The organism is Paenibacillus diazotrophicus, from assembly GCF_042610465.1.
In genome coordinates this window covers 2,068,624-2,083,049 of record NZ_JBGJZN010000001.1, presented here as the reverse complement: position 1 = coordinate 2,083,049, position 14,426 = coordinate 2,068,624, and the positions used below count along the sequence as shown (strand labels likewise).

At 45.2% G+C, this 14,426-nt stretch carries 20 protein-coding genes, 1 tRNA gene and 2 pseudogenes; 17 read left to right on the top strand and 6 right to left on the bottom strand.

The features are described 5' to 3' along the window. Window positions 1–155: 155 nt before the first annotated feature. Window positions 156–389, bottom strand: coding sequence for an MATE family efflux transporter (locus ACAN54_RS09490; protein WP_379153342.1), 234 nt, complete (start codon window positions 387–389; stop codon window positions 156–158). Continuing rightward, on the bottom strand, window positions 386–622 hold the full coding sequence (locus tag ACAN54_RS09485) for an MATE family efflux transporter (protein WP_379153340.1): 237 nt from the start codon (window positions 620–622) through the stop codon (window positions 386–388). Before ACAN54_RS09485 ends, ACAN54_RS09490 begins: the two co-directional genes overlap by 4 nt. A gap of 250 nt (window positions 623–872) precedes the next feature. On the opposite strand from ACAN54_RS09485, the gene ACAN54_RS09480 reads away from it, so the two are divergent. From ACAN54_RS09480 to ACAN54_RS09460, 5 genes are all read left to right on the top strand, one after another. Next, window positions 873–1,070, top strand: a complete 198-nt coding sequence (locus ACAN54_RS09480; RefSeq protein ID WP_379153338.1) for a hypothetical protein — start codon at window positions 873–875, stop codon at window positions 1,068–1,070. Beyond that, window positions 1,063–2,325, top strand: coding sequence for a DNA polymerase IV (locus ACAN54_RS09475; RefSeq protein WP_379153336.1), 1,263 nt, complete (start codon window positions 1,063–1,065; stop codon window positions 2,323–2,325). The genes ACAN54_RS09480 and ACAN54_RS09475 overlap by 8 nt, the downstream gene beginning before the upstream one ends. Then, window positions 2,322–2,795 (top strand): YhjD family protein, encoded by a 474-nt coding sequence (locus ACAN54_RS09470; protein ID WP_379153334.1) that lies wholly within the window; start codon window positions 2,322–2,324, stop codon window positions 2,793–2,795. Before ACAN54_RS09475 ends, ACAN54_RS09470 begins: the two co-directional genes overlap by 4 nt. Before the next feature lie 647 nt (window positions 2,796–3,442). Then, a complete protein-coding gene (locus ACAN54_RS09465) occupies window positions 3,443–3,619 on the top strand; it encodes a hypothetical protein (RefSeq protein ID WP_379153332.1) in 177 nt (58 codons plus the stop codon). A gap of 92 nt (window positions 3,620–3,711) precedes the next feature. Next, the gene (locus tag ACAN54_RS09460; RefSeq protein WP_379154193.1) at window positions 3,712–3,783 is read left to right on the top strand and encodes a helix-turn-helix domain-containing protein; all 72 of its coding nucleotides are present in this window, start codon (window positions 3,712–3,714) and stop codon (window positions 3,781–3,783) included. A 173-nt stretch (window positions 3,784–3,956) separates the two neighbouring features. Here the strand turns inward: ACAN54_RS09460 and ACAN54_RS09455 are convergent. After that, window positions 3,957–4,385: pseudogene (locus ACAN54_RS09455) on the bottom strand (ATP-dependent DNA ligase); the annotation flags it as partial. A 160-nt stretch (window positions 4,386–4,545) separates the two neighbouring features. Between ACAN54_RS09455 and ACAN54_RS09450 the strand changes: the two are divergent. The 3 genes and pseudogenes from ACAN54_RS09450 to ACAN54_RS09440 all read left to right on the top strand — a co-directional run bounded on the left by ACAN54_RS09450 (window position 4,546) and on the right by ACAN54_RS09440 (window position 6,923). Next, a complete protein-coding gene (locus ACAN54_RS09450; protein WP_379153330.1) occupies window positions 4,546–5,718 on the top strand; it encodes a fibronectin type III domain-containing protein in 1,173 nt (390 codons plus the stop codon). Between the two features lie 288 nt (window positions 5,719–6,006). Next, window positions 6,007–6,201, top strand: a pseudogene (locus ACAN54_RS09445) (DNA cytosine methyltransferase); the annotation flags it as partial. Between the two features lie 509 nt (window positions 6,202–6,710). Continuing rightward, window positions 6,711–6,923: a hypothetical protein gene (locus ACAN54_RS09440; RefSeq protein ID WP_379153328.1), complete on the top strand. Its 213-nt coding sequence runs from the start codon at window positions 6,711–6,713 to the stop codon at window positions 6,921–6,923. Window positions 6,924–7,484: 561 nt separating this feature from the next. Here the strand turns inward: ACAN54_RS09440 and ACAN54_RS09435 are convergent. Continuing rightward, entirely contained in the window at window positions 7,485–7,919 is a 435-nt protein-coding gene (locus ACAN54_RS09435) for a DUF4279 domain-containing protein (RefSeq protein WP_379154190.1), read from the bottom strand. Window positions 7,920–8,302: 383 nt separating this feature from the next. Here ACAN54_RS09435 and ACAN54_RS09430 point away from each other — a divergent pair, with 383 nt between their 5' ends. Continuing rightward, window positions 8,303–8,545 carry a hypothetical protein gene (locus ACAN54_RS09430; protein ID WP_379153326.1) on the top strand — a complete coding sequence of 81 codons (243 nt, stop codon included), beginning with the start codon at window positions 8,303–8,305 and terminating at the stop codon, window positions 8,543–8,545. A 504-nt stretch (window positions 8,546–9,049) separates the two neighbouring features. Beyond that, window positions 9,050–9,241 carry a helix-turn-helix domain-containing protein gene (locus ACAN54_RS09425; RefSeq protein WP_379153324.1) on the top strand — a complete coding sequence of 64 codons (192 nt, stop codon included), beginning with the start codon at window positions 9,050–9,052 and terminating at the stop codon, window positions 9,239–9,241. 142 nt (window positions 9,242–9,383) lie between these two features. Here ACAN54_RS09425 and ACAN54_RS09420 read toward each other — a convergent pair. Beyond that, window positions 9,384–9,455 (bottom strand) — tRNA-Val (locus tag ACAN54_RS09420). 132 nt (window positions 9,456–9,587) lie between these two features. On the opposite strand from ACAN54_RS09420, the gene ACAN54_RS09415 reads away from it, so the two are divergent. The 5 genes from ACAN54_RS09415 (at window position 9,588) to ACAN54_RS09395 (ending at window position 12,465) form a co-directional block, all read left to right on the top strand. Then, window positions 9,588–10,070, top strand: a complete 483-nt coding sequence (locus ACAN54_RS09415; RefSeq protein ID WP_379153322.1) for a cupin domain-containing protein — start codon at window positions 9,588–9,590, stop codon at window positions 10,068–10,070. A 152-nt stretch (window positions 10,071–10,222) separates the two neighbouring features. Beyond that, window positions 10,223–11,302, top strand: coding sequence for a site-2 protease family protein (locus ACAN54_RS09410; RefSeq protein ID WP_379153320.1), 1,080 nt, complete (start codon window positions 10,223–10,225; stop codon window positions 11,300–11,302). A 67-nt stretch (window positions 11,303–11,369) separates the two neighbouring features. Then, window positions 11,370–11,585: a hypothetical protein gene (locus ACAN54_RS09405; RefSeq protein WP_379153318.1), complete on the top strand. Its 216-nt coding sequence runs from the start codon at window positions 11,370–11,372 to the stop codon at window positions 11,583–11,585. Between the two features lie 103 nt (window positions 11,586–11,688). Further along, entirely contained in the window at window positions 11,689–12,132 is a 444-nt protein-coding gene (locus tag ACAN54_RS09400) for a GNAT family N-acetyltransferase (protein WP_379153315.1), read from the top strand. A 93-nt stretch (window positions 12,133–12,225) separates the two neighbouring features. Further along, window positions 12,226–12,465 (top strand): DUF3892 domain-containing protein, encoded by a 240-nt coding sequence (locus tag ACAN54_RS09395; RefSeq protein WP_379153313.1) that lies wholly within the window; start codon window positions 12,226–12,228, stop codon window positions 12,463–12,465. Between the two features lie 75 nt (window positions 12,466–12,540). Here the strand turns inward: ACAN54_RS09395 and ACAN54_RS09390 are convergent, their stop codons facing one another. After that, entirely contained in the window at window positions 12,541–13,275 is a 735-nt protein-coding gene (locus ACAN54_RS09390; RefSeq protein WP_379153311.1) for an MBL fold metallo-hydrolase, read from the bottom strand. Window positions 13,276–13,428: 153 nt separating this feature from the next. On the opposite strand from ACAN54_RS09390, the gene ACAN54_RS09385 reads away from it, so the two are divergent. Next, window positions 13,429–13,980, top strand: coding sequence for a copper amine oxidase (locus ACAN54_RS09385; RefSeq protein WP_379153309.1), 552 nt, complete (start codon window positions 13,429–13,431; stop codon window positions 13,978–13,980). A 90-nt stretch (window positions 13,981–14,070) separates the two neighbouring features. Continuing rightward, window positions 14,071–14,394 carry a DUF1292 domain-containing protein gene (locus ACAN54_RS09380; protein ID WP_019911532.1) on the top strand — a complete coding sequence of 108 codons (324 nt, stop codon included), beginning with the start codon at window positions 14,071–14,073 and terminating at the stop codon, window positions 14,392–14,394. The last annotated feature ends 32 nt before the right edge of the window (window positions 14,395–14,426 follow it).

The following is a 14,426-nucleotide window of genomic DNA, read 5'->3' as shown; positions in this document are numbered from 1 at the left end:
AAAATGAAAGCTTGGACTTACGAATATAAAGGTACAACGCTATAGTACCGATAACCCGCACGATTGATGTTGCCCAGGCCGCGCCAGCGATTCCCCCTCCGCTCCAATCCCAAAGACCAAAAATGAGCACATAATCCAGCACAATATGAATAAGATTAATCCAAATGCCGACTGGCCAGGAAAACAGAAGGTACAGCTACGATCCGGAAATATACAACTCCTTGCTGTATGACATTTGCTTCAGCTCCCATCAGACGCAATAACGGTTCCGCGAAGAAGAGAGTAACGAGACCGAACAAGATGCCTGCAATAGCAGAAATCCATGCGGACTGCCGGGCGACTGCCTTTGCTTGGTCGATGTGGCCCGCACTAACGCTTCTGGCAATCAATGAGGAAGTTCCCACTCAATAGCCATGAAAACAGCAATATAGACCGCCACAATGGCATTGGACACACCAACAGCGGCAACGTCATCCAAACCAAGCTTCGCAACAAAAAGAGTGTCTACAAACCCTACAATCGTCTGCAGGAAGTTCTCGATCATGGCAGGTACAGCAAGTGCTAAGATTATTTTTATTTTTTGTTTATACTCGGTGTCTTTGATGATTACTGCTTCCGGCATAATAATTCTCCTGTAAATTTGGATTTATTCGAGTTAATTATATCCCCCCCCGGGGGGTTAAAACCAAGAGGGATTTACGCGGCTTTCAGCCGAATCCCCATTCACCCCTTTTAAGAAAGCCGCCGGCCTATGACCATGATAGTTAGGTGATTTCTGTAAATTAGGAACGTTTGTTCTATTTTACCATTGCTTAAAAATCTGTGTGGCGGTTATAATACAAACAAATGTTCCTGTTTTGGAGGCGGATCTTATGCAGATTCGAGACGGTCAAATTATTGAAATTGTATATATGGATAAGTCGGGGAAAATATCTCAGCGGAAAATCGAGGTTGTGGGAATCAGGGACGGGCGGCTTCGGGCTCATTGTCTTACTGCCGGAGCACCCCGCGTATTTATCATGGCCAATATTCTGGCCTGGCAGCCGGTAGAGGAGAAGCGCTATGCCTAAGAACCGCGTTATTTTACTGTCCGACTGCCAGTCCTTTTATGCCAGCGTCGAAAAAGCAGCCCATCCCGAATACCGGGATAAACCTGTTGCAATAGGAGACCCTACCCGTATGAACGGCATTGTGCTGGCAGCCTGCCCCATTGCCAAAGCTCAGGGAGTAACGACGGCATCACGAGTGGGGGAAGCTATGACCAAATGCCCCGGGCTAACCGTCATACGCCCCCGTATGGGAACTTACATTAAGGTCTCGCTGTTGATATCAGAAATCTATCGGACATATACCGATTTGGTGGAACCCTATAGCATCGACGAGCAGTTCCTGGATGTCACAGGCTCAATCGCTTATTTTGGGGGATCGCTGCAAAATATGATTCAAAAAATCCAGCACCATGTTTTGCTGTCGACAGGGGTCTGGACCCGTGTAGGCATTGGATCTACTAAAGTGATGGCCAAAATGGCGACAGATAACTATGCCAAAAAGATGAAAGACGGGATATATGAGCTTACCTTTGACCAATTAGAGTCCACTCTGTGGAAACTGCCGGTCCAGGATATGTTTATGGTGGCGTCCAGGATGACCAGGAATTTTTGGCGCATGGGTATATCTACCATCGGAGACATAGCCCGTATGGAGCTGCCGGATTTTAAGCAGCGAATGCGGATTACTATGGGCAAGCAAAGTGATATCCAGGCGGAATATTATTGGCAAACGGCACGTGGCCTTGATCCTAGCCCTGTGGTTACAGGGATACGCCATCAGATTAAGTCAGTAGGGCATGGCAAGGCTTTGCGCTGGAATTTATACACCCGGCTTACGGATATCGAAGTGGTGCTGCTTGAACTCGTCATTGAGGTGTGCCAGCGGGCACGGCGGTATCGTTACATGGGGGCTGTGGTCTCTGTTTCAGTCTTGGAGACGGATGGAGAGCACTCGCACGCTTACGAGCGTCAGATGACATTGCCCGAGCCTTCATCATTGACGCATGAAGTCGCAGCAGCGGCGCTAAAATTGTTCGTGGACCATTGGACGGGGCTGCCTGTAGGACGTCTAGCCGTAACGTTGTCCCGACTCTCAGACGACGGTGTAATCCAGCTTACACTGTTCGATGACCGGGTCCGCTCTTACAATAAGGAACGGGCCATCGACGGAATTAAAGCCCGGTATGGTAATCAGGCCCTCATCAGGGCTTCCTCATTACTTGAATCCGGAGTTGCCCTGGAGAGAGCTGAACAGATTGGAGGGCATTATAAATGAGCAAGCTTGAAGGCAATGAACGCTGGAAAACAAAGATGATTATGACGGAGCATGTGGAGCAGTACGAGGAGCAGCAGCGTAGTCCCGGAGATAAAATGATAACGATCGAAGAGCGGACGATGGTGCGTGACCTTATTTTGCTTCCTTACATAGATACAATGGTTGGCAAGAGCCTGAAGGAGATCGAGCACTCCAGCAATATCCTCAAGCGCGTCTATTTGATGGCTGCGCAAGCCATTCAGCGGCGGGTCATGCAGGATACCTACCAGTTGCAAAAAGAGCTCAAGCAGCGGAATATCAGGGTGCTGGCGGATGAACAGGAGGAATTCCTGCTGTATTACAAAATCTTTTGCCGGGGATATCAGGAGCGCTTTGGCCTGACCCGTGATGTGATGCGCACAGAGATAAGCTTAAGGTTGACCCGGTATACAGCCGAGATTGGGGCGGTGCTAAAAGATTATTTGAAATAGATCGTACCTGTTACATAACCTTGAAAAACAAACGTTTAGTACAGTGTATTTGGCTTATACCATTCTTTGAAGTTAGTAATAGACTATATCATCCCAAGAAAAGGAGTGATATAGATGGCAAACAGTGATGTACGTCTTACTCTCTGGTCTGGAACCAATTTTACCGCTCGCAGGATTATCTTCAGACGTGGGGGCGTTGCGGTTCGTGATCTTAGAGCGTTTCGGTTTAACAATGTTCTCTCGAGTTTCCGGCTCAGAAATGTTGTGCAGAGCTCCCAAGTAACACTTGTATTATTCTCAGGTTTTAATTTTCAGGGGTCCTTCCGTGTATTCCGCGGCAGCCAAAGCGTAGCGAACTTGGGTAATTTCAACTTTAACAACGTCACATCCTCGTTTATTCTGGTAGGACGCAACCTTACAAACTCGGAAATTTCCGTCATTCAAAGCACGGGTAGAGCGCCTCAAGACGTCCTCAGAATAAGACAATAGTAATTAATTTGAAAAGCCGACCCATCCATGATGGGCGGCTTTTTTATAGAGGTAGAAGACTATAGGATTTTATTTGCTTCAATATACATAAAGGGACAAATTGAATATAATGGAATTAAGTGCCGATATTAGGTAATTCAATCCTTGGAGGGAATCCTATGAACGATCATGATCCAGAGAAAAGGGTACACGAGCTTGAAGAACGAATTACGAGACTAGAGCAATCATCTGCTATTGGACCCCGGAGATTTGTATGGATCACACTGAGCATTATAATTGGGATTTTTATTATTCTTACAGTAATTGGAGTTCTTCAATTTGTATCGAGTGGTTAGGATGTGATTATTTAAGTAAAGACGTTCGGTAAATTTCATATTGATTTCTCCGGGTCTGTAAAATATATTGTGTAAACTCTCAAACCAATTAAATGGAAGTAAGAGCTGGGGTCTTGGATAAGCTTTGTAGTCATTTCGGGGTACAGCCAAACGATATTCATTGAACAAGTAGAAGAGCCGTCACAGGAATAAACCTAGGAGGCTCTTTTTAAATTATGAATTCTGTAAACACCGGACTCCGAAGCATGTCGGATTTGGTCCATTTCCTTATTCTCACCTATGCTCGTAGTCGGGGTTCAAGATGTACAAACTCTTTGTCTTCACCCTTCATAAGTTGTTAGGCTACTCCTCGAAAAGCCTGCTTATGCAGAGGCGATGCCCCAAGCTCGATAATTCCCGCAGGGCGTAGCTTGCCGTGTGGATCAGGCACCACAGCAAGCCACCCAAATTCATGCTTACGATATCCCGTGATATAAATCTCTACATATACCTTTTGCCAAGCGTGAGACCTTCGGCCGAATTCGTAGATACTGTTCTTACGCTTGCCTACGACACCCTCCATGCTCAGTGTCTCAATCTGATTAAAAAACGCCTCACCAGCGCCTTCCACATACGCACTATACCAAAAATGCCGGAAGGGAGGGATAATCCTGCAGTATCTTTTGCGGCGCAACAGCGGCAAACCTGTAAGGTCCTGGCCTTTATAATTCAGGATGCTAAGGATGGTGTAATAGGCTGTTAGCATAGTTGTGAGCTGCTTGACCCTATCAGCTCTACGCGCCTGGAAGTTACTTAAATTCTATAATAGTCCAATTACTTCCTAAAGAACCCTTAAGTGTAATGTAATTTTTTGTCGAATAACAGACTGTTTGTTCGCCCTTTTTTAGTATAGGCTTGAAGTATACATATTGAAGGAGATGGATTTGGTGAAGAGATGGATGAGGACAGAGTCAAAATTATTTTTGGTTTTAGTATTGGTTATGTCATTTTTTTCTTATCAATCAAATGCAAATGCAGCAACTGTGGGTAGCGCACTTACACAACCTGAAGAAGGCTGGATGCGTATTGATGACAATGATGTAAATGCTACATATTCAAGCAATTGGGGGATAACTAAATACGTCAGAAGCGGGTACACTTTATACAATGGATCGGCTCACTTTACAACAAAGACTGGAGCATATCTCAAGTTTAATTTTTATGGGACTAAAATTCGAATTATAGATGTTCTTCATGAAAACCGTTCTGCGAGTAATAGTATTACAATTGATGGAGTAACGGAAATATACTCGGCAAAAAGTATGCCAGAAGTTAATCAGGCAATAGTTTATCAAAAAGATAACTTAGAATTAGGATATCACTCTGTTATTATCACTAATAACGCAAACGGCTACATGCAAATAGATGCAATAGATATTGATAGTGACGGAAAGTTTATAAATATTAAAGACCCTATGAATTTAATAGCACACGCCGGAAATGAGCAGGTTGCACTTACATGGAGCCCCGTTGAAAACGCATCAGCCTATAATGTTAAAATAGGAACTGAGTCAGGAGTGTACAATAAAACGGTAGTTGCAACAAAAGACGATTATGGTAATTTTGTTATTCCCGGATTAACCAATGGGACAAAATACTACTTTGTAGTCAATGCAATTGTAAATGGCTTATCATCTGATTATTCGAATGAAGCTTCTGCAACTCCAATAGGCCCTGAACCAACAATAACACCAATATCTAGTGCATCGCCATGGCCAACATCTACCGTTGCACCAGAACCAACAGTAACACCAACGGTTGAACCGACGGCAACTCCTGAGCCCTCCGGAAAACCAACACCAACACCAGGACAACAAACAGGTGATCGAGCCATTCTTGTTGTAACGATGAACACAGGTCTTGAAAAAGAGTTTGACCTTAGTATGGAAGAAATTAACGCTTTCCTTAATTGGTACGATGCGCGGGATGCAGGAAATGGACCGGCTAAGTTTGCTATTGATAGACATAATAACAATAAGGGACCTTTTACAACTCGTAAAGAATATGTGATTTTTGATAAAATTTTAACCTTTAGCGTCGATGAATACTCTACTAAATAAAATTATTTATTATCGCCCCAAGAATGAAAATGTCTTGTTACACGGATCCAAAGCACCGGTAAAAACCTGTCAACCTTAATTGGTCGGCGGGCTTTTTTTTATGCTTCTAATCGAGTTTTTACTGTGGTGTGAAGGGGTTGTAGTAGCTCCGGCTCATCCTGACCAATGCTGGGCCAATCCATTTTACAATCGTCGCGCACACAATGACGGCAAAATCGAAAACCACAATATCTTTGAAACGATCTGTTCCGTTTGTTCAAGTTCCATTCCTCCTAAAGTCGATTTCCCATTATTGATGTTGATGCTGACGGGCAAAAGTATTCCAAGAGTGCCCAGGTCGCCCGCTGTGGAAACGCCGTACCGCCGCCTTTCGCAGCTGCACTGGTCCGGGCAAACCTCCCGCATATGTGTGTCGGCTCTGGCCGGGCGCTATCCCTGGAGAGATACAAGCCTGCTGCGGGACAGATGGAGTTCAGTCTATGACAAAGCTTCCGCAGCTGACATCCGAGAGATCCGCGACTTGCTACGGCGTTTCCCTCGGTATGACTTGATGAAGATTACCCGTGATTATGTCGGATTCGCTGAAGACCAAGGGAAGCCAAGCATCCTGAAGGCTGAGGAAATTGAGAAGCAGACCAACGAACAGCTGCGGAAGTTCATATTTGAAAGAGACTATCCGGGCTATAAATGGCGATCAAAGGAGTGAAGGTCAAGAAAATGCAGTGTAAATATTGTAATTTCTGCAAGCAGTACGGCAGGATGCTGACGCAACAGAATCGCCTAGGCGGAATGAAATACTATTGCCAACATCCAGAAGCGAATGCAGTAACAGATAACACTTTCGTAGGATTTGGGGCGATGAATTACGAAAGCCCTCTAACTATTAAAACAGCTAAACGCTGGTGTCCATTGGTCCTGTAGCAGCCGAAGGCAACCAAATAGCAGCAATTATTTAAAGGGGCTGGTGTATCCCCTATAAGGAGAGATAAACGATGTCACGTAAATCAAAGCCTTGCGAATTTGAAGTCGTCAAAGACGTTTATTGGGAGGATTGGGGGCATTTCCGAAAGGTGTTTTTCAAAGGCGATGTTTGCAAAGGCAAGCTCTGGCCTGACGGCAAGGTATCTGCGGAAAGTCCTTATTTCAAAGGCATTTCTGATCAGGTTGATTCAGATTGCATTGTAGTTACAAAGGTAGAGGGTTAATTACCCTCTACCCAAGTTATTTATCTTTATTCTTTTCTTTATCCCTATTAATTTTAAGGATAACAAAAAACGCGAGTAAAGCGGATGTTATTGACAGCACAGTTCTTACCCATTCATTTCTCACTTACGCACCTCCAGTAACCAAATAATAACATGTCCGAGGATGAGGGCAAGTGCAATAGTTCACGGATTTATTCCCTATAAAGGAGCTGATAAGCAATGAGCGATCAAGACAAAGGACTCTATAACAAATATCAGATCATCAACCGGGAAAAAAGCAAAGAAGCAGACGGACAATAACTTTGCTTAAGCCAGCCAAAGACCCGGCAGCGCGGGCGGCACTGATGGCATATGCAGAGGCAGCGTATCTCACATTATTACAGGACAGGGTGGAGTAGACGCAAACTAATCACTAGCGAATTCCAATATTTGGTTTTTATGGATCCAATATAAAAAATAACAGCTGTCTTAAAAAAATTAAGTCTTAAACTAATGTTGGTTTATTTAATTCGCGTTTCCCGCTTCCTGTTAGTGCAACAGCAATTAGCTAATTATTAGCTTTCAAGTGTTAGAGTCGCTTGTATATGGGTTTGCATACAAATCAAAATCAAATTCTGCTTTTATGCTATTTGCGAATTCAATCTGCTGAGTATCAAGATGAAAACCTGGCGTGAAACCATTTTCTATCTTTATCACTATTGAGATTAGACAATCGAGATTATACTTCGTTTTTAAATGATTTATTATCGCTGTTTTATTTTTTAGCGCTTCTAAAATATGGTCCAATTGTACCTTAACATCATACGATTCTTGGTAGCCTGAACTAAGTTCCCAAGCCGTTATTTTTCTGTAATTAACGGTGTGAGAAGTCATATTGTCATTCGTCAGTCTGACAATAACTTCTCCTTTGTTATACGACTTGGTTGGTTCGATACCCAATAATTGCGTAGCTTCAGTTATCGGAAAATGGTCTCCATATAACCTGAAATACGCCATAACATTGGTCTTATTCACTATCAATCACCCCTATTATAAAAATTCCTCTTAATGGCGAGTGTATCATTATTTGAGCTATTCTGCCCGTTCCTATTCCTTCGACAGATTATAACTTTATTTTCTTTTGAGAGAAATGACTCCGTTAGATGATGAACAGTACGAAGATACACGGCAACACGAATCTATTAAGGGGTGAGAGGACCATGTGGGTTAAGATCATAATCGCAATAATCGTCATTATTTCATTCGCTGGCACTATCGCAGAAATAGACCGCAACAAAGAAGGAAGCATGCACATAGCCGGGATCTGTATCGCTGGCATGTTAGCTCTTGCTGTAGTAGTTACTTTTTCATAAACCCAAACCCGAGAGGAGCAATTATATATGAAAACTACAATGAATGTGCTGTTTAAGTCGTTGCAGAAGGACGACAAGAAGGAAATTCTGAAATTTGAGATTAAAGGAACTGAAGATGTGGGCGATGAGATTGATCTCTGCCGAATTCGTCTCCTGACGCTACTGATTCCGATGAAGACCAACCAGAAGATCCAGGCAAGCAATACCCAGACGACGCTAAAGGCCCAGATATTCCTGAGTGTGACTCTGACGACCTGCCGTTCTAAATAAGCACACTCCCCGGCTTCGGTCGGGGAATCCTTTACAGCGAGGTGATAGCAGGTGCAACAGAGCTTCCTGCCTGAGATAGATAGAGAGAGGACGTAGGCTGCTGTTGAAGCGGCTCTAGAAAAGTATAGGATATATAAGTTCTTATCTTTCGAGGAACGCGAGGCGAACACCACAACAGCTTGGTCCGATTCCCCTAAGGGGTACACTGGCACAACAAGTGACCAGACAGCTAACATAGCGATTTTCAATGTAGATACCCAAGCCAACGTGTTAATTTCTGTGATAGGATCGAACGAGTGGTAAACCGAATGCCAAAGATGGAAGGGTTCCTTATTAAAGAGCGATATATGACTACGGAGCACGATTATATTACTCATGAAAAAGTTTACTGCTTCAAGTTCCAGCCTCCGATAAGTTCGGGCACATACAGTAAAATACGCTGGAAGGCATTTTATAAGTTAGCCCTAGATTTGAATTTGGTTGTAGAAAAGGAGAGTGAGCAAGGTGAGTGATATTCAATATAAGAGTACTGCAGATTTTCCTTCAGTACTCAATGCTAGGGATATTCAGCAAATATTAGATATAGGGGAGAGGCAAACCTATGAGCTCCTTAACTCCAATCAATTTCATATCGTCCGTGTTGGCCGAATGATCAAGGTATCTAAGGATGTCTTTCTCAAATGGCTGGAGGGATAACAAAAAATAGTGGTGCCGATTATGGCACCACTTTTACTTTAGCCTACTACAGGGCACCAAAATGGCACCAATTATATATTTTACAGTTTGTATCGAATAGCAGACAAAAAGAAAAGCCTTGATAATCAAGGCTTTCTACGTATAGGACGGATGGGGTTCGAACCCATGACCCCTACCCTGTCAAGATAGTGCTCTCCCGCTGAGCTACCGTCCTGCAACGAAATTTATAATACCACAGGATGTAAGATGAAGGCAATATTTTTTTCGGGGGAGTAAACGATTTTGGGATTAGAATATTATTCCATTGTGATATGCTGGGGATATTCTAGGTTAAGGAGAGATTGCGATGGCTACTATTTTTAATGAACAGAATATTATGATGGAGCAAAAACAGTCCCCGCTCCCAGAGTTTTCCTGGTATACAAGCAGGAAGCTCGCGGAGCTGGCAGGGTCGAAGCATCTGCTCTTTGAGATCAGGTCGCTAGATCCAGGGAAGTATTCGTATCCGTATCATTTTCACAGAAGTGCTGAGGAGATCTTTGTGATCTTGTCGGGCCGAGCCACACTTAGAACACCTGCAGGGTACCAGGAAGTACAGGAAGGCGATACTGTGTTTTTTGAGACGGGTCCGAATGGGGCGCATCAGTTGTTTAATCATTCTGATGCCCCTTGCAGATATTTGGATTTGCGTACGAACCTTGGGATCGATATTTGCGAATACCCGGATTCCGGGAAGATCAACATTTTGCCTTACGAAGAAGTCTATATGGCTGAGAGCCAGGTGGATTATTATACAGGTGAGGATCATGTAGCTAATAAATGGAAGTGAATAGATTTGGGAGGGTCTCTTTCATGCAATCACCATCCCGTTTCTTCTATAATAATAGAGTCCCCGGTTAAATCCCGCTCCCTCCGCAATAGTGGAATCGCTGCCGTCAACATGATAATCTGGAATCAAACGACGAAAAAGGAGCAAAGAATTTGCCAGAGCCTAATGAACACAAGAAAAAAGCTTCGGGCGGACTGAAGTGGCTGGGAGGCGGGGCAGCCATGCTGCTCCTGAAAGGAAAGGCGATACTGTCTCTTTTGAAGCTGGGAAAAATCGCCGGACCGCTCATATCCATGATGGTTTCCGTAGGGGCTTATGCACTAATCTATCCTTGGCAATTCGCCATCGGCTTTGTCCTGCTACTGTTTATCCATGAGCTTGGACATGTGATCGCCGCTAAGAGGATCGGTCTGCCGGTCAGTGCTCCGCTATTTATCCCTTTTTTGGGAGCTTTAATCACCATGAAAAAACAACCGCTTGACGCAAAAATGGAAGCTTATGTAGCCTTTGGCGGTCCTCTTTTGGGCAGCGCAGGGGCGGCTGTTGTCTTTGCATTCGCCTATTATTATCACAGTCCGCTGTTGTATTCACTGGCCTATATCGGATTTCTCCTCAACCTTCTGAATCTGCTGCCGATCCATCCACTGGATGGGGGGCGTATTGCGACTGCGGTTACGCGCTGGCTCTGGCTGGTGGGGCTGATTGGCGGTTTGGGCGTGATTCTGTACCTGAAGTCGATCCTGTTCCTGATTATCTGGGTGCTGTTTGCCTATGATATGTACAAGAAATATATCAGCCGGCGCAAGAACAGCCAGGTGAGGACGGTTATGTACAGATTTCTGATTCCTGTAGAGCATTTGCAGGAACAAGGGTATCTGATTCCAGGACCTGAGCATAAACGGGATTTGCCGTTCACCACCTACAGTGATCTGGAGCGGGAGCAATATATCGGCATCCGCTACGAAAGCCTGGATTATTACGGAACCGCCAGACTTCCTGTACAGTGCATTATTGAGAAGGTCAGACTGACCGGGCTTGACCAGGTGACGGCAGAGAACGGACTGCACCTAAGTGCACAGTGCGAGGTCCAGTATACGGTGTTTGAGAACGATAAATATTATGAGGTACCGGCCAGCTCACGCTGGAAATTCGGTGCAGCCTATTTTGCGCTTGCGGGTTGTATCGGCATTCTGATGTACCTGGTGCATGTAGTGGGAAATGTAAATCTGTGATCCCCTGTTTAACAGCACTCCAAACCGTCAAAGCTGTAAAAAGCTAAAGGATAGGAGGAGTATGCTTATGCGCAGAAGATTAATGGTGGAAGCTGTATTCTGCTTGCTGGTGCTGGTGGGAATGGCGGGATGCACGGCTAGAGATGAGGCTCCCGGCGTGATGGAGCTCCATCGGATGTCTGATCTGGAAGGTCCATTAGACCGGACAGACAGCACATTGTCGCCGGTACTAGAGGATGTATATGGTCTTTCCATCCCGGAAGATGTCTATTCCACGCAATAGAGGTGCTCGAAGGCCATCTTTCTTGCGCTGTACAGAAAAATGGAATTTCTGTATAATGGGTCAACTATCATTTTTGATCTATGGAGAGGAGATCCAATAGGCTATGGCAGCAGAAATTGTCCGAGTAACTACAGAGGAACAACTCCAAATGGGGCTGGATATCCGCAAGAAAGTATTTGTAGAAGAACAGAAGGTTCCCATGGAAGAGGAAGTGGATGAATATGATGTAGTGGGTGACAACGCCCATCATATGCTTCTTGTGGATGAAGGGATTCCGGTAGCGACCGGAAGACTGATCTATTATAAATCCGGTGCGGCCAAAATGCAGCGGATAGCCGTCCTTAAAGCTTACCGCAGCAAGGGGTACGGAAGGATTCTTTTACTGGCGCTGGAGGAGCTGGCCCGGGAGGTTGGTCTGGAAACCTCTATTCTGGACGCCCAGTGCCATGCAGAAGATTTTTATATGAAGCTGGGCTACAAAGTAATCTCCCCGGAGCCTTTCTATGATGCCGGTATCCTGCATGTACGGATGGAAAAGGCGTTGTAAACGGGCAAGTGGATACATACTCTTTGGCTTGGGAGGACAAACTATGGTTGATTTTGACCATGGACAATCCAAATGCGAAGGAGCAGCTTTCAAATGAACAGTAACAGTACACGCGAACGGTTTATTGCGGCTCAGCGTAACGGAGACGGAGATTTAACCAGCTTCCAGACCTCTTCAGGACGGGTGCTTGATTATCAGCAGGCGCTGCAGGAGGTTCAGGCAGGCGCCATTGCCGGAGTGAATGTGTTTAAAGGCAAAGACGGCGAGATGTATATCCGCGGGGATGCGGACGGCGACCCCACTAACAATCTGGATCAGCTTCCGCAATTTTAAGGCGGTATAGATAAAAACAGCCGGACAGGCGTGCATTGACGCTACTGTCCGGCTGTTTTTGTATGTCCCAATCCATCAAAATCTATAGAGCCTCTGTTGTTCCAAAAATTCCATTTCTCCCGTCAGGCCTTCAAAGCCAGGCTTCTCATCGCTGTAATGCATCAGCAAAATCAGCTTCCTTACTTCTTCCGGCAGGGACATCAGCTCTTTGAGGGTAGTATGAACCTGCCCTTGTCCACGCAGCTGGCAATCATGCAGGATGGTGGTTACCCCGCGTTCCTGGACAAGGCGGAGCAGAAGCTCAGACTGAAAGGTCAGATCCGCACTGTAAAAAACCTGCTCATTCAGCAGGAGTGAATAGCTGTCTTTTCCGGGGATATGCGGTGTGCGGATCAGCTCCACGGTTAGTGAGGGTGACAAGGAATGGGGAATCCCTGCTGTAAGCGGCCGGATATCAAACACATCGGATAGGGAGCGGTTGCCCTCCTGATGAAGTTGATGAAGCAGTGGATGCTGCCATAACGGTTCAATCAGAGTCTCAGCCAGCAGCAATTTCATTTTACCGTGTGATTCCCGGTACAGGGTATGGGCCAGCTCCACCAGTCCGCCGATATGATCACCATGGATGTGTGTAATCAGGGTTTCGTTCACTTCACAGAATGACTTCCCCAGTGCCTTCATAGCTTTGGGTGCGGTTACTCCGCAGTCGATAAGCAGGGTATAGTCATTGACCTGCAGCAGCGCGTTATTATTATAGTAGTTTTTGGAAAAGGCATCTCCTGTGCCCAGCATTTGTAAGTTCATTGTCATGGTAAAAAGCCCTCCAGGAATTGATAACCATTCTATTTATCCTATCGTATCATTCTTCACAAATAGAATGAAATAATTCCCTGTCATTCCGCAACTTGTCGTAATTTTCACAGTATATATTAACAGCATGAATTACTTGGAGGGTCTCTAGGGATGAGATGGAGAAAAATAGCACTGTGCGTGGTTGTATTTTCCTTAATGGGCGGTTCATTATTGTTTGCGGATGCTGTTAATCAGAAGATCAGAGTCTGGAGCAACGGCAAAGAAATATCGGACGGCGGTTACTTGATTGACGGTAAAGCCTATATTCCGGCCAGAGAGGCGGGAGGCGTTGTCAGTTGGGATGGTTCGGGGAGACTGAGTATCCTGAAGCCCAATGTGCATATTGCTCTTTTTAAAGGGGATAACGTCTTTGGCAATGTGAACGTAGGCAAGCTTAAGATCAAGGTACTGACCCAGGTAGATAGTCTGACCGAGGATGTTGCGGCGGTAAAGGTTGCGATCACAGACCCGTCGGGCAACGTGAAGGACATCCAGGCCCAGGAACTGGGGAGCTCGAGGAAAGAGGACTTCTGGTTTCCAACTTCAGAGTTCACCTATGATTTCAAGGCTGCCGGGAAATACCGGGTAGGCTTCTATATCAAACCTTCCAAAGGCGCGGATTATGTACTTGTGTCAGAGAAGGTAATCACTGCGCTGGATTAATCCATTCAGGGCCCGCTCAAATTGACCTTGCTTATCTTACGTGTTACGATACCAAATGTAGGATAATTCTATTCAAAGTGAGGTATTACAATGAGCGATCACAAACATGAGCATGGCCATGAACATGGTGAAGCATGCGGTTGCGGACATGATCACGACCATGAGCACGAGGAGTTTGTGCTGACCTTGACGAACGAGCAGGGCGAAGATGTAGAAATGGTGCTGGTGGAAACGTTCGACGTAGGCGAGAAGTTATATGCATTGCTGCTGGAACGCGAAAACCCTGAAGCTGACGGCATCATTCTGCGTATGGAAGAAGAAGATGAAGAAATGGTGCTGTACAACATTGAAGATGAAGCTGAATGGAAAGCTGTAGAAGAAGCTTACAACGAGCTGCTTGCCCAGCAAGAATAGATTTCATGAAGCAAGTGGGCCTCTCGATCATT